The organism is Sorangium sp. So ce124 (genome assembly GCF_051525235.1).
Lineage (GTDB): Bacteria > Myxococcota_A > Polyangia > Polyangiales > Polyangiaceae > Sorangium > Sorangium atrum.
This window is the reverse complement of the sequence record NZ_CP150312.1, coordinates 12,854,629-12,868,146: the sequence shown is the minus strand read 5'-3', so window position 1 is coordinate 12,868,146 and position 13,518 is coordinate 12,854,629. Positions and strand designations below refer to the sequence as shown.

Here is a 13,518-nt window from a genome sequence, read left to right as displayed (position 1 = left end):
CTCCCCACGTTGCCCGCACGCCGCCGGGGCGCAAAGCTCTTCCCCGTGGACACCATCTTCACCGTCGGCCACGGCACCCGCAGCGTGGAGGAGCTCGTCGAGCTGCTCGGCGAGGGGCCGGCCGATACGCTGGTCGACGTCCGGAGGTTCCCGGGATCGAGCCGCTCCCCTCATCTCGGCCGCGCTGCGCTCGCCGAGGCACTGCCTCGGCTCGGGGTGACCTACGTCTTCCGCGGCGACGCCCTCGGCGGGCGGCGGACCGGGCGGGCCGACTCGCCGCACGTCGCCTGGGAGAACCCGAGCTTCCGGGCCTACGCCGATCACATGGAGACCGCCGCGTTCCAGCGCGCGCTCTCCGAGCTCGAGGCGGAAGCGCGCGCTGGACGGCGAATGGCCCTCCTGTGCGCCGAGACGCTCTGGTGGCGGTGTCACCGCCGCCTCATCGCCGACGCCCTCGTCGCGCGCGGGCTCGCTGTCGTCCACCTGCTCGGCCCCGGCGCGCAGACCCCGCACCAGCTGAACCCCGCAGCCCGGCCCGACGGCGCCGGCCACCTGATCTACGACGTCGGCGCGCAGCGCGCGCTGCCGCTCGGAGGCCCTGACCGGAGGGCCGTGCGGTAGGTGTCAAAAATCACGAAGTCCACGTAGTGGTCCAGTCGGGTATCACCTGAAAAATAGACCATCAGTCGTCGCACTGACGTCCTGATGCCGGCCCCCCCGGAGCGCCCTCCGCGCCCACGGGCCTTCCGCTGAGCTCGACATCGCGCGCTCCCCAGCCCGTCCGGTATGGCGGAACTGCACCGATTCCGTTACCGTCCCGAAATCACATGAAGGCGCGCCCGATGTGGGCAGGGCCTCCTGGCTCGGGAGACAGTAATGAAAGTGCAACGCATTTCGGCGATCCTGCTCACCTCGGTCGCCTTCTCTGCAGGCTTCATCGGTTGCGGTGACGACGACTCGGGCGAGGGCACGGGCGGCGGCTCTTCCTCTTCGACCACGAGCTCGTCATCGGGGGGAGTCGCCCAGAGCAGCGGCGCGGGCGCGAACACGGCCGAGTTCCTCGGCACCAGCTGCACGGCCGACGCCGACTGCGGGCCGGACGGCGTGTGCGTCCTGGAGTCGGATGGGGAGGCCGGTCCTGCGGGCGGGTACTGCACGACGGAGTGCGCCGACGACGGCGACTGTGAAGGCGAGGGCAGCGCCTGCGTCAATGGCATCTGTTACCTGGGCTGCGTCCTCGGAGAGCCCCAGATCACGGCCCTCGACGATGAGCTCGACCCGCTCAAGTGCCACGGCCGCGACGAGCTGCGCTGTGAAGAGGTGGATGACGGCGTGACGGTCTGCATGCCGAACTGCGGCTCCGACTCCCAGTGCTCCGACTCCGGCCGAAGCTGCGATCCCAGGCAGAACGCGTGCGTCGACACGCCGCACGAGGGTCTGCCGATGGGCGCCGCGTGCGACCGCGACGCCGACGAGGATCCGTGCGCCGGATGGTGCGTGGGCTTCCCCGGCGGCGTAAGCGCGTGCACCGAGTTCTGCGGATTCGGCGGCGATCCGCTCGAGTCCGACTGCGGCGGGTTCGAGAACGGTATCTGCCTCTACCAGTTCGCGGAGGTCGTCGGCGCCGGCGACTTCGGCGCCTGCACCAGGGCGTGCACGGCGCACGACGATTGCCTGTTGCCGAACGCCCGCTGCGAGGACTTCGGCCTCCCGAACAACGGCTTCTGCATCTTCGACAAGCTGCCGTGCGAGGACAACAGCGATTGCAAGGACCCGGACGAGTGCGCCGAGACGCCTGATGGCTTCTTCTGCCTCGACCCGCTGTACCCGCTGAGCAACGAGGGCACGGGCGGCGCGGGCGGCAGCGGCGGCGCGGGCGGCAGCGGCGGCGGCGACGGCGGTGCGGGTGGCAGCGACGGCGCGGGTGGCAGCGGCGGCGCGGCCGCCAGCAGCAGCGCGGCCAGCACCACCGCGGCCAGCACCACCGCGGCCAGCACCAGCACCAGCAGCGCGGCCAGCACCAGCGGCGCCGGCGGAAGCGGCGGCGCGGGCGGCGCCGGCGGCGCGGGCGGCGCCGGCGGCACCGGCGGAGCCTGATCGCCGAGTCCCAGGACAGGCACTCATCTCATCTCCTCTCGATCCCCAGGAGGTGAGATGAGCGCCTCGCGCTCCACTCCCCTTCCCCGAAGCACCCGAGACACCGCCGTGGCGGTCGCGACGACGCGTTTCCCAGGGCGCCCACGCGCCCAGGGGGCGGCGCGCGCCGCCCTCGCCATCGCCGGTCCCGTCGCGCGCGCGAGGTCTGTTTATCGGCCCGCAGAGGGCGCGCTCGCCCGCGGCGACAGGCCGCGGACGAGGGTCGCCAGCGTGCGCAGCACCGGGGTGTCGACCCCGGCCCGGCGCCCGCGCTCGACCACCGCGCCCTGGAGGATATCGACCTCCGTCGCGCGGCCGGCCCGCACGTCCTGCAGCATCGAGGGCTCGGTGAGCGGGAACTCCGAGCGCGTGAGCGCGAGCATCGCGTCCGCGGTCGCCTCGGAGATCTCCGCCCCTTCCGCCCGCGCGACCGAGATCACCTCGAGCATCGCCGTGCGGGTGAGGTCCTCCATCCGCTCCGCGACCACGCCGGCGCGCTGGCCGGTCAGCGCGCAGATCGCATTGAAGGGGGCGTTCCAGACCATCTTCTCCCAGAGCATGGCGCGGTGGTCCGCCCCGCGGCGAACCGGGATGCCCGCGCGCTCGAGCAGCGCGGCGGTCGCCTCGACCCGCGCCTCCTGCCCAGGCCGGTAGGGCGCGAGCCCGGCGCGCGTCGGCGCGAGCGTCTCGATCTCGCCAGGCGCGGCCACGCCCGAGGACATGTACGCGATCGCGGCGATCACGCGCGGCGCGCCGACGTCGCGCGCGACAACGTCCTCGGAGTCGAGCCCGTTCAGGAGGGGCGCGGCGAGGCCGTCCGCGGCGAGCAGCCCGGGCAGCTCCGCGCTCACCGCGGCGAGCGACGGCGATTTCACGGCGATGAGCGCGAGATCGAACGGCCCACGCGCCCCGTCGAGCTCGACGACACGGAGGGGCGGAGTGCGCAGCTCGCCGGACGGCGTGCGGAGGATGAGCCCGCGGGACCGCATCGCCTCGGCGTGCGCGCCCCGCGCGACGAAGGTGACGTCCTCCCCAGCGAGCGTGAGCCGCGCCCCGAAATAGCCGCCCACCGCGCCCGCGCCCACAACGAGGATCCGCATCGGCGGCGACCATAGCACGCTCGAGCCGGACCGCAGCGGACCGACGGGTGGCGACCCGCGAGGATTGCAGATATGCCTACGCCGAGATGCGTAGGCCGGAAGCCCCCGCCACGGCGCACGAGAGCGGCCTCATGAGCGCAGGCGAGCCGAGCGTGACGATGGAAGCCGAGCAGCTCCAGCGCTTGCTGGACGCCCTCCCGGCGCTCATCTCGTATATCGACAGCGACGAGCGCTACGGCATCGTCAACCGGGCCTACGAGCGCTGGTTCGGCGAAGACAGCGGCTCCGTCGTCGGCCGGCACGTGCGCGAGGTGATCGGCGACGCCGCCTACGCCTCCGTGAAGCCGCACATCGCCGCGGTGCTCGCCGGGCGGCCGCAAGACTTCGAGTCGGCGCTCACCTACCCAAAGGGCGGCCGGCGCCACGTGCGCATCCAGTACATTCCCCACCTCGGGGCGGGCGGCGACGTGCGCGGCTTCTTCGTGCTCGTCTCGGACGTCAGCGAGCAGAAGCGCGCCGAGGACGCGCGGCGCTTCCTGGCCGACGCGTCGGCCGCGCTCGATCCGGCGCAGGGCCGCGACGCGGGCTTCCGGCGCGTCGCGGCCCTCGCGGTCACCTCGGTGGCCGATCTGTGCGCCGTCCACACGCTCGAACCCGACGGCTCCGTCCACGCGCGAGTCGTCGCGCACGCCGATCCCGCCAAGGCAGAGCTCGCCGCCCGGCTGGCCCGGCGCAGCCGCACCCGGCCGGAGCCCGGGACGCCGCCGTCGCCGCTGCACGAGGTGCTCCACGGCGGCCACGGCCGGCTCCTCGCCGACCTCGCCGGCCACGCGCTGGCCGACGCGGATCACATCGCCGCCCTGCGCGAGCTCGGCTGCCGCTCCGCGATGATCGTGCCCATCCGCGGCGACGGGTGTGTCCTCGCGGCGCTCACGCTCGCGTCCGCGGAGGTGGCGGATCGCGCTTCCGGCGCCGCCGATCTCGCCTTCGCCGAGGAGCTCGCGCAGCGCATCGAGGTGGCCTTGCAGCGCGTGCGCCTCTACGACATGGCCCGCGACGCCGAGTCCGAGGCGCGGCGGCGCTTCCTCGCCGAGCAGGAGGCGCGCCGGGCCGCCGAGCGGGCGGCGCAGCGCATGGCCGGCCTCCAGCGGATCACGGCGGCGCTCGCCGACGCGCTCACCAGCGAGGCCGTGGCGCAGGTCGTCGTCGACGTCGGCGTCGCCGCCGCGGGCGCGTACGGCGGGGCCATCGTCGTGACGGCGGGCGACGAGCTCGAGTGCCTCAAGGCGGCCGGCTACGAGGGTGACACCATCGAGCGCTTCCGGCAGATGCCCCGCGACGCCGCGCTCCCGCTCACCGACGCGCTGCGGACCGGCGCGCCCGTCTGGCTGCGCTCGCGCGAGGAGTGCTCCGCCCGCTACCCGCACATCGTGAGCACCGCGCTGTCCGGCGCGACCCAGTCGCTCTGCTGTCTCCCGCTCGTGGTCCAGGAGCGGCCCATCGGCGTGCTCGGGCTGAGCTTCGCGGAGCCGCGCCCGTTCGACCGGGAAGAGCAGGAGTTCCTCGTCGCGGTGTCGCGCCAGTGCGCGCAGGCCATGGAGCGCGCCCGCCTGCACGAGGAGCGCGCCGCCTTCGTCGAGCGCGAGCGGCGCGTCGCCCTCGAGAACGCCCGGCTCTACCGCGAGGCCCACGAGGCGGACCGGCGCAAGGACGAGTTCATCGCCATGCTGTCGCACGAGCTCCGCAACCCGCTGGCGCCCCTCACCACCGGCCTCGAGCTCCTGCAGATGAGCGCCCAGATGAGCGCCGGCGAGCGCGCGGATCGCGACGATGGGCAGATCCTGGCGACCCTCGAGCGGCAGGTGAAGACGATCGTCCGGCTCGTCGACGATCTCCTCGACGTCTCCAGGATCACGCGCGGCAAGATCGACCTGAAGCGGGAGCGGCTCGACGTCGCCTCGGTGATCGAGACCGCCGTCGAGTCGGTCCGCCCGCTGCTCGTCCACCGCAGGCACGACCTCGTCCTGTCGGTGGATCCGGGCGTCTTCGTGCACGGCGACCGCGTGCGGCTCGAGCAGATCGTCGTGAACCTCCTCAACAACGCGATCAAGTACACGAACCCCGGCGGCCGCGTCTCGCTCGCCTGCGCAGCGATCGCCGGCGACGCGCGGATCCAGGTGACCGACACCGGCGTCGGCATCTCCGCCGAGCTGCTCCCGCGCGTCTTCGAGCCGTTCATGCAGGCCCGGCGCACGCTGGACCGCTCCCAGGGCGGCCTCGGGATCGGGCTCACGCTGGTCAAGCGGCTCGCCGAGCTGCACGGCGGCCGCGTCGAAGCGCTGAGCGCGGGCCACGGCGAGGGGACGGCCATCAGCGTCTGGCTCCCGCTCGCGGGCCCGCCGAGCGCGCCGGCCGAAGCCCCCCCTCCGCCAGCGCTCGAGGCCGCCCCTGGGCGCTCCGGGGCGCGCGCCCTCCACGTCCTCGTCGTCGACGACAACGTCGACGCCGCCGAGGGCCTCCGGCGCATCCTCCAGCTCCACGGCCACGCCGTCTCGGTGGTCCACGACGGCCCGGCGGCGCTCGAGGCCGCGCGCGCGTCGAAGCCCGAGCTCGTCTTGCTCGATATCGGCCTTCCCGGGATGGACGGCTACGAGGTCGTCCGGCGCCTGCGCGCCGAGCCCGAGCTCACGCGCTCCTACATCGCCGCCGTCTCCGGTTACGGTCAAGACCAGGACCGCCGCCGCTCGCGCGAAGCCGGCTTCGACGCGCACCTCACCAAGCCGGTCGCGACGGCGCAGCTCCTGTCCTTGCTCGCCGAAGCCGCCCCACGAGGCTGATCGGCCCGCGCTCCATTTCAGAAGTGCAATGCTTCCGCCCCGGGGCGCGATACGTCACTGAAACAGACTCTTTCAGCTCTGAAGGATGCGCCCATTTCCTTTCATCGACGCTGTCGCGTCCAGGCTCGCTCGGGGCCTTGTTGGGCTCGTCGATGACGGCGAAACATGCATGAAACAGAGGCGATGTCCCGCGCCGAGCGCCCCGTCAAGCCGACAATTTATTCGTGCGAAACAGTTGCGAAACAGAGCCCACAGTACACAGTTTTTGGTCCGGGACTGTGGCTGATGCCTCGTTCGGACGGCAGCGCGGCAGTGACGGTGAGAAGGACTCACCGGGTCCAAAGGTGGGTTTCATGAGCAAGAAGAAGGACCTCCTCGTCATCGGCAACGGCATGGTCGGGCACAAGTTCATCGAGAACATGGTTCTCGGCGGCTTCCTGCGCGAGTGGAACATCACGACCTTCTGCGAGGAGCCGCGGCTCGCCTACGACCGGGTGAACCTGTCTGCCTTCTTCAACGGCAAATCGGCCGAGGATCTGTCGATGGTCAAGCCCGGCCTCTACGAGGAGGCGGGCATTCAGGTCCATCTCAACGACAAGGCCGTCTCGATCGATCGGCGGAAGAAGGCCGTCACGTCGGCGAAGGGGAAGACGGTCTATTACGACAAGCTCATCCTCGCCACCGGCTCGTATCCGTTCGTCCCGCCGATCAAGGGCAAAGACGCGAAGGGCTGCTTCGTCTACCGCACGATCGACGACCTCGAGGCGATGGACGCCTACGCCAAGGTCGCGAAGGTCGGCACGGTCATCGGCGGCGGCCTGCTCGGGCTGGAGGCGGCCAACGCGCTCAAGAACATGGGCCTCCAGGTCCACGTCGTGGAGTTCGCGCCGCGCCTGATGGCCCTCCAGGTCGACGACGCCGGCGGCGCGATCCTCCGGGCCAAGATCGAGTCGCTCGGCGTGAACGTGCACACGAGCAAGTCGACGACGGAGATCGTCGCGGAGCACGGCCGCGTGGCGAGGATGGTCTTCGCCGACCAGAGCGAGCTCTCGACCGACATGATCGTCTTCTCGGCCGGCATCCGCCCGAGGGACGAGCTCGCGAGGGCGTGCGAGCTCGCGCTCGGGAACCGCGGCGGCGTCGCCATCAACGAGCGCTGTCAGACGTCGGATCCGGACATCTACGCGATCGGCGAGTGCGCGAGCTACAACAGCCAGCTCTACGGCCTGGTGGCGCCCGGCTACCACATGGCCAAGGTCGCGGTCGACGCCATCACCGGGGGGAAGGAGACCTTCGGCGGCTTCGACATGAGCACGAAGCTCAAGCTGATGGGCGTGGACGTCGCGAGCTTCGGCGACGCGTTCGCGACCCAGCAGGGCGCGCGCGTGCTCAGCTTCATGAACGCGACGTCGAACGTCTACAAGAAGCTCGTCGTCAGCTCGGACGGCAAGCTCCTCCTCGGCGGCATCCTCGTCGGCGACGCCGCGAACTACGGTCAGCTGCTCCAGCTCGTGCAGAACAAGATCGTCCTCCCGCCGAACCCGGAGGATCTCATCGTCACGGCGCGGGACGGCGCGAAGCCGGCGGGCCTCGGCGTCGACGCGCTGCCCGACACGGCGATGATCTGCTCGTGCCTGAACGTCACGAAGAAGGCCATCTGCTCGGCCATCTGCGACGACAAGCACGTCACGGTCGCCGGCATCAAGGGGCACACCAAGGCCGGCACGGGCTGCGGCTCGTGCACAACGCTGATCTCCGACATCCTGAAGAAGGAGCTCAAGAAGGCCGGCGTCGCGGTCAACAACTACATCTGCGAGCACTTCAACCACTCGCGCCAGGAGCTCTATCACCTCGTCCGGATCCACCAGATCAAGACCTTCGACGACCTGGTCGCCCGCCACGGCCAGGGCAAGGGCTGCGAGATCTGCAAGCCCGCGGTGGCGTCGATCCTCGCGTCGACGTGGAACGAGCACATCCTGAACAAGAAGCACCTCCCGCTGCAGGACACGAACGATCGGTACCTGGCCAACGTCCAGCGGGACGGCACCTACTCGGTGGTCCCGCGCGTGGCGGGCGGCGAGATCACGCCGGATCAGCTCATCGCCCTCGGGGTGGTCGCGAAGAAGTACAACCTGTACTCGAAGATCACCGGCGGCCAGCGCGTGGACCTGTTCGGCGCGCGGCTGGAGCAGCTGCCCGACATCTGGCGCGAGCTCATCGCCGCCGGCTTCGAGTCGGGGCACGCGTACGGCAAGGCGCTGCGCACCGTGAAGTCGTGCGTGGGCAGCACCTGGTGCCGCTACGGCGTGCAGGACTCGGTGGGCTTCGCGGTCGCGGTCGAGAACCGCTACAAGGGGCTGCGCAGCCCCCACAAGCTGAAGTCCGCGGTGTCCGGCTGCGCGCGCGAGTGCGCCGAGGCGCAGGGCAAGGACTTCGGCATCATCGCGACCGAGAAGGGCTACAACCTCTACCTCTGCGGCAACGGCGGGATGAAGCCGCAGCACGCCCAGCTCTTCGCCTCGGATCTCGACGAGGCGACGCTCATCAAGTACCTCGACCGGTTCCTGATGTTCTACATCCGCACGGCGGACCGGCTCCAGCGCACGTCGGTGTGGTTCAACAACCTCGAGGGCGGCATGGATTACCTCCGCCAGGTCATCATCGAGGACTCGCTCGGGATCTGCGATGAGCTGGAGAAGGAGATGGCCCACCTCATCGCCACCTACGAGTGCGAGTGGAAGACCGCGGTCAACGACCCCGAGAAGCTCAAGCAGTTCCGCCAGTTCGTGAACGTCGGCGAGCCCGACCGGAGCATCGTGTTCGTCAGCGAGCGCGCGCAGCACCGCCCCGCGGCGTGGCAGGAGAAGTCGAACCTAGTCGAGGAGATGATCTGACGGCAGGGCCGAGGGGCCTTGTCTGAGGGAGACCGTCATGAGCGAGCTGCACACTTCGAAAGCGCCTCGGAGCGAGACCACGACCCAGGTCTGGGTCGACGTCTGCGGGGTGGAGGACATCATCCCGAACACGGGGGTCTGCGCGCTCGTCGGGAAGCGCCAGATCGCGCTGGTCCGCGTCGGCGAGGGCGAGGAGATCTACGCCATCAGCAACTTCGACCCGTTCAGCAAGGCGTTCGTCCTCTCCCGCGGGATCGTCGGCGACAAGGGCGGCGTCCCCAAGATCGCCTCGCCGATCTACAAGCAGAGCTTCGACCTGCGGTCGGGTCAGTGCCTGGACGACCCGGGCGTGAGCATCCCCGTGGTTCCCGTCCGGATCCGGGCCGGGCGCGTCGAGATCCAGGCCGCGGCGGAGCCGCTCGCGGCGGCGAGCTGACGGGATGACCTGGCGAGCCGGCGCCAGGCGCTCCCTTGCGGCGGACGCGCCGCCGTTCGCTGTGTCTCTCTTGGAGTTCTCGGGGCTGGGCTTCCGCGCCGGGTAGACAGGGAATTTCGATGAGCGTTGCAAAGGTGTCGGACACTCATTTTCGCTTACCCATCGTCAACTCGGCGCCGAAGATCCACGACAACAACAAGAGCCTGCTGGAGTCGCTCCTGGCCGACCAGCAGAAGCTCACGGCGGTCGAGAAGTTCTCCAGGATGCACGAGGAGCACGCGCTCCCGGCTCAGTCCAAGTACTACCGCGACCTCATCCCGCTCGAGAAGCCGAAGCCTGGCCAGCAGTACGGCTTCGAGGTCGACCTCGACGCGTGCACGGCCTGCAAGGCGTGCGTCACCGCCTGCCATAGCCTGAACGGCCTCGACGACAACGAGGTGTGGCGCTCGGTCGGGCTCCTCCACGGCGGCACGCCCCAGACGCCGGCGCAGCAGAGCGTGACGACGGCGTGCCACCACTGCCTGGACCCGGCGTGCATGTCGGGCTGCCCGGTCAAGGCCTACGAGAAGGACCCGATCACCGGCATCGTCAAGCACCTCGATGACCAGTGCATCGGCTGCCAGTACTGCATCCTGATGTGCCCCTACGACGCTCCGAAGTTCAACGCGGAGCGGGGGATCGTGCGCAAGTGCGACATGTGCAGCGATCGGCTGGCCAACGACGAGGCCCCGGCGTGCGTCCAGTCCTGCCCGAACGGCGCCATCCGGATCACGATGGTCGACCAGCAGCAGGCCGTGCAAGAGAGCCAGACGAGCCTCTTCTTGCCGGGGGCGGCGGCGCCGGAGATCACGATCCCGACGACGACCTACAAGACGCAGAAGTCGCTCCCGCGCAACATGCTCCCCGCGGACTTCTACCAGGTGAGCCGGGAGCACTCCCACCCTCCGCTCGTCGCGATGCTGGTGCTGACGCAGCTCTCGGTGGGCGCGTTCTGCGTGAACCTTGCCCTCAACGAGCTCCTCGGCGCGCAGGCGACGCGGGATTTCGGCGGCCACAGCGCCACGTTCGCGCTCGTCTTCGGGATCGCCGCGCTGAAGGCGAGCCTCTTTCACCTCGGCCGGCCGCAGTTCGCGTTCCGGGCCTTCCTGGGCCTCAAGACGTCGTGGCTCAGCCGGGAGATCCTGGGCTTCTCGCTCTTCGCCGGCGCCGCGACGCTGTACGCGGCGTCCTTCTGGGTGCCTGCCATCCCGGCGCTCTCGATGCTGCCCCCGATCGGGCCCCTGCAGGCGCCGCTCTCCTATGCGGTCGCGCTGAGCGGGATCCTCGGGGTCTTCTGCTCCGTGATGGTGTACGCCGCGACGCAGCGGGAGCACTGGCGCGGGGCCCTGACGGGCTTCAAGTTCGCGACCACGGCGGCCATCCTCGGGAGCTCGACGGTCCTGATGATCGGCCTGCTCCTGAGCGCCGAGCACGCGGCGCTGCTCCTGACCCGGGGCTTCCGCGGGCTGAGCGCGTTCCTGTGCGTGGCGACGGCGCTCAAGCTGCTCGTGGAGCTCTCGATGTTCCGGCACCTGCGGAAGCGGAGCCACTCGACGCTCAAGCGGAGCGCGATCCTGATGACGGGGGAGCTGAAGGGCGCGACGGGCTGGCGCTTCGCCTGCGGGGCGCTCGGCGGGATCGTCCTGCCGGCGCTCAGCCTCTTCTCGGCGCCGAACAGCGGCGTGAGCTCTGAAGTTCTGATGGCGATGGCGGTCGTGGCGTTCCTGTTCTGCCTCGCGGGCGAGTTCCTCGAGCGGTACCTCTTCTTCGCAGCGGCGCCCGCCTCCAAGATGCCCGGAGGGCTCTCCTGATGACGACCAGCGATGCGAGCGATGCGAAGAAGACGCCTCCGGCGCCCAAGCAGGCGGACAACCTCCTCTTGCAGCGCAACGGGCCGCTGACGCGCGAGCTGCTCCTCACCCCTGGCGAGTTCGGCCTCGGGAGGGTGCCTGCGCGGCTCAAGCCCGACCAGACGACGACGGTCGTGTGCGGGTTCTGCTCGACCGGGTGCGGGCTGAACGTGCACCTCAAGGACGGCGAGGCGATCAACCTCTCGCCGAACACCGACTACCCCGTGAACCTCGGGATGGCGTGCCCGAAGGGCTGGGAGGCGCTCACGCCGCTCCGCGCGGCCGATCGCGCCACAACGCCGCTCCTCAGGAACGCGCGCGGGAAGCTGGAGCGCGTGGAGTGGGACGTCGCGCTCCGCACGTTCGTCGATCGGTTCAAGGCGATCCAGGACGCGCACGGCAAGGAGTCGGTCGCGTTCATCAGCACCGGGCAGATCGTCACCGAGGAGATGGCCTTCCTCGGGGCGCTCGCGAAGTTCGGGATGGGCATGCTGCACGGGGACGGCAACACCCGGCAATGCATGGCGACGGCGGTGGTCGCGTACAAGGAGGCGTTCGGGTTCGACGCGCCGCCCTACACGTACCGCGATTTCGAGGAGTCCGACGTCGTTGTGCTCGTCGGCTCGAACCTCTGCATCGCTCACCCGATCATGTGGGAGCGGCTCTGCAAGAACAAGAACCGCCCCGAGATCCTCGTCGTGGATCCGCGCAAGACCGAGACGGCGATGGCGGCGACGGCGCACTATGCGCTCAATCCGAAGTCGGATCTGACGCTGTTCTACGGCATCGCCCACATCCTCATCCAGCGCGGGTGGATCGACCAGGGGTACATCGACGCGCACACGGTCGATTTCGAGGCGTTCAAGGCGAGCGTCGAGGACTTCACGCCGGCGCGGGTCTCCGAGGCGACGGGGCTCAGCGAGGCGCAGCTCGCGTCGTTCGCGGAGAAGATCCACAGCGGGAAGCGGGTGTCGTTCTGGTGGACCATGGGCGTCAACCAGAGCCACGAGGGCGTGCGGGTCGCGCAGTCGCTCATCAACCTGGCGCTGATGACGGGGAACATCGGCCGTCCCGGCACCGGGGCGAACTCCATCACGGGCCAGTGCAACGCGATGGGCTCGCGGATGTTCAGCAACACGACGGGCCTGTTCGCCGGCCACGACTTCACGAAGGAGGAGCACCGGAAGAAGATCGCCGGGATCCTCGGTATTCCGGAGGAGGTCATCCCGACCCGGAACAGCCTGGCCTACGACCAGATCATCGAAGGCATCTTGAAGGGGAAGATCAAGGGCCTCTGGATCATCGCGACGAACCCGGCCCACTCCTGGATCAACCAGGAGGACCTGCACGAGCTCCTCGGCCGCCTGGAGTTCCTCGTGGTGCAGGACATGTATTCCACGACGGAGACGGCGGAGCGCGCCCACCTCGTCCTCCCGGCGGCCTCGTGGGCCGAGAAGGAGGGCACGTTCATCAACTCGGAGCGGCGCATCGGCCTCGTCAAGAAGGTCGCGCGGGCCCCGGGCCAGGCACTGGCGGACTTTCACATCTTCCAGCTGGTCGCCCAGTACTGGGGCTGCGGCGAGCTGTTCAAGGAGTGGAAGAGCCCGGAGGCGGTCTTCCAGATCATGAAGCGGCTCTCGAAGGGTCAGCCGTGCGACATCACGGGCATCGAGGGCTACGCGATGCTCGACGAGCGCGGCGGCATCCAGTGGCCCTACCCCGAGGGGGCTGCCTTCGAGACGAACGAGCGGCGGCTGTTCGAGGACGGCCAGTATTACCGCCCGGATCAGAAGGCGAAGTTCACCTTCCAGGCGCCCCGCCAGCTGCCGGAGCCGACCGACGAGCAGTATCCCTTCACGCTGCTCACGGGGCGAGGGAGCTCCAGCCAGTGGCACACGCAGACGCGGACCAAGAAGTCGGCGGTGCTGCAGCGGCTCTATCCGAAGGAGATCTACGTCGAGCTGAGCCCTGTCGACGCGAAGAAGATCGGTATCGAGATGAACGAGTGGGTGGTCATCGCCTCCCGCCGCGCGGAGATCAAGGCGCGGGCGTTCGTCACGAACTCGGTGAAGCCCGGGGAGATCTTCGTCCCGATGCACTACGAGATCACGAACAAGCTGACGTTCCCGGCCTTCGACCAGTACTCCCGGCAGCCGTCGTACAAGGCCTGCGCGGTGAAGGTGCGGCGAGAAGAGGATCGCGGGTAGCCCGCGCGCCCTCCGCGAG

The 13,518-nt window shown here is 69.9% G+C and carries 8 protein-coding genes; 7 read left to right on the top strand and 1 reads right to left on the bottom strand.

Annotated elements, in window-relative coordinates:
- The first annotated feature begins 45 nt into the window (after window positions 1-45).
- Window positions 46-621, top strand: coding sequence for a DUF488 domain-containing protein (locus tag WMF19_RS48175; RefSeq protein WP_437896501.1), 576 nt, complete (start codon window positions 46-48; stop codon window positions 619-621).
- A 255-nt stretch (window positions 622-876) separates the two neighbouring features.
- A complete protein-coding gene (locus WMF19_RS48170) occupies window positions 877-2,097 on the top strand; it encodes a hypothetical protein (protein WP_437896500.1) in 1,221 nt (406 codons plus the stop codon).
- A 209-nt stretch (window positions 2,098-2,306) separates the two neighbouring features.
- On the opposite strand, the gene WMF19_RS48165 is transcribed toward WMF19_RS48170, so the two are convergent.
- Window positions 2,307-3,236 (bottom strand): ketopantoate reductase family protein, encoded by a 930-nt coding sequence (locus WMF19_RS48165; protein WP_437896499.1) that lies wholly within the window; start codon window positions 3,234-3,236, stop codon window positions 2,307-2,309.
- 131 nt (window positions 3,237-3,367) lie between these two features.
- On the opposite strand from WMF19_RS48165, the gene WMF19_RS48160 reads away from it, so the two are divergent.
- The 5 genes from WMF19_RS48160 (at window position 3,368) to WMF19_RS48140 (ending at window position 13,499) form a co-directional block, all read left to right on the top strand.
- Window positions 3,368-6,073 carry an ATP-binding protein gene (locus WMF19_RS48160; RefSeq protein ID WP_437896498.1) on the top strand — a complete coding sequence of 902 codons (2,706 nt, stop codon included), beginning with the start codon at window positions 3,368-3,370 and terminating at the stop codon, window positions 6,071-6,073.
- A 353-nt stretch (window positions 6,074-6,426) separates the two neighbouring features.
- Complete coding sequence (gene nirB / locus WMF19_RS48155) at window positions 6,427-8,967, top strand: nitrite reductase large subunit NirB (RefSeq protein WP_437896497.1); 2,541 nt, start codon at window positions 6,427-6,429, stop codon at window positions 8,965-8,967.
- 37 nt (window positions 8,968-9,004) lie between these two features.
- The gene (nirD, locus tag WMF19_RS48150; protein ID WP_437896496.1) at window positions 9,005-9,403 is read left to right on the top strand and encodes a nitrite reductase small subunit NirD; all 399 of its coding nucleotides are present in this window, start codon (window positions 9,005-9,007) and stop codon (window positions 9,401-9,403) included.
- Between the two features lie 119 nt (window positions 9,404-9,522).
- Complete coding sequence (locus WMF19_RS48145; RefSeq protein WP_437326168.1) at window positions 9,523-11,253, top strand: DmsC/YnfH family molybdoenzyme membrane anchor subunit; 1,731 nt, start codon at window positions 9,523-9,525, stop codon at window positions 11,251-11,253.
- The gene (locus WMF19_RS48140; protein WP_437896495.1) at window positions 11,253-13,499 is read left to right on the top strand and encodes a molybdopterin oxidoreductase family protein; all 2,247 of its coding nucleotides are present in this window, start codon (window positions 11,253-11,255) and stop codon (window positions 13,497-13,499) included. The genes WMF19_RS48145 and WMF19_RS48140 overlap by 1 nt, the downstream gene beginning before the upstream one ends.
- Window positions 13,500-13,518: the final 19 nt, after the last annotated feature.

Coding starts and splice junctions, on each gene's coding strand:
- WMF19_RS48170 (WP_437896500.1), top strand. CDS start 877: ATGAAAGTGCAACGCATTTCGGCGATCCTGCTCACCTCGGTCGCCTTC.
- WMF19_RS48165 (WP_437896499.1), bottom strand. CDS start 3,236: ATGCGGATCCTCGTTGTGGGCGCGGGCGCGGTGGGCGGCTATTTCGGG.
- WMF19_RS48160 (WP_437896498.1), top strand. CDS start 3,368: ATGAGCGCAGGCGAGCCGAGCGTGACGATGGAAGCCGAGCAGCTCCAG.
- nirB (WP_437896497.1), top strand. CDS start 6,427: ATGAGCAAGAAGAAGGACCTCCTCGTCATCGGCAACGGCATGGTCGGG.
- nirD (WP_437896496.1), top strand. CDS start 9,005: ATGAGCGAGCTGCACACTTCGAAAGCGCCTCGGAGCGAGACCACGACC.
- WMF19_RS48145 (WP_437326168.1), top strand. CDS start 9,523: ATGAGCGTTGCAAAGGTGTCGGACACTCATTTTCGCTTACCCATCGTC.
- WMF19_RS48140 (WP_437896495.1), top strand. CDS start 11,253: ATGACGACCAGCGATGCGAGCGATGCGAAGAAGACGCCTCCGGCGCCC.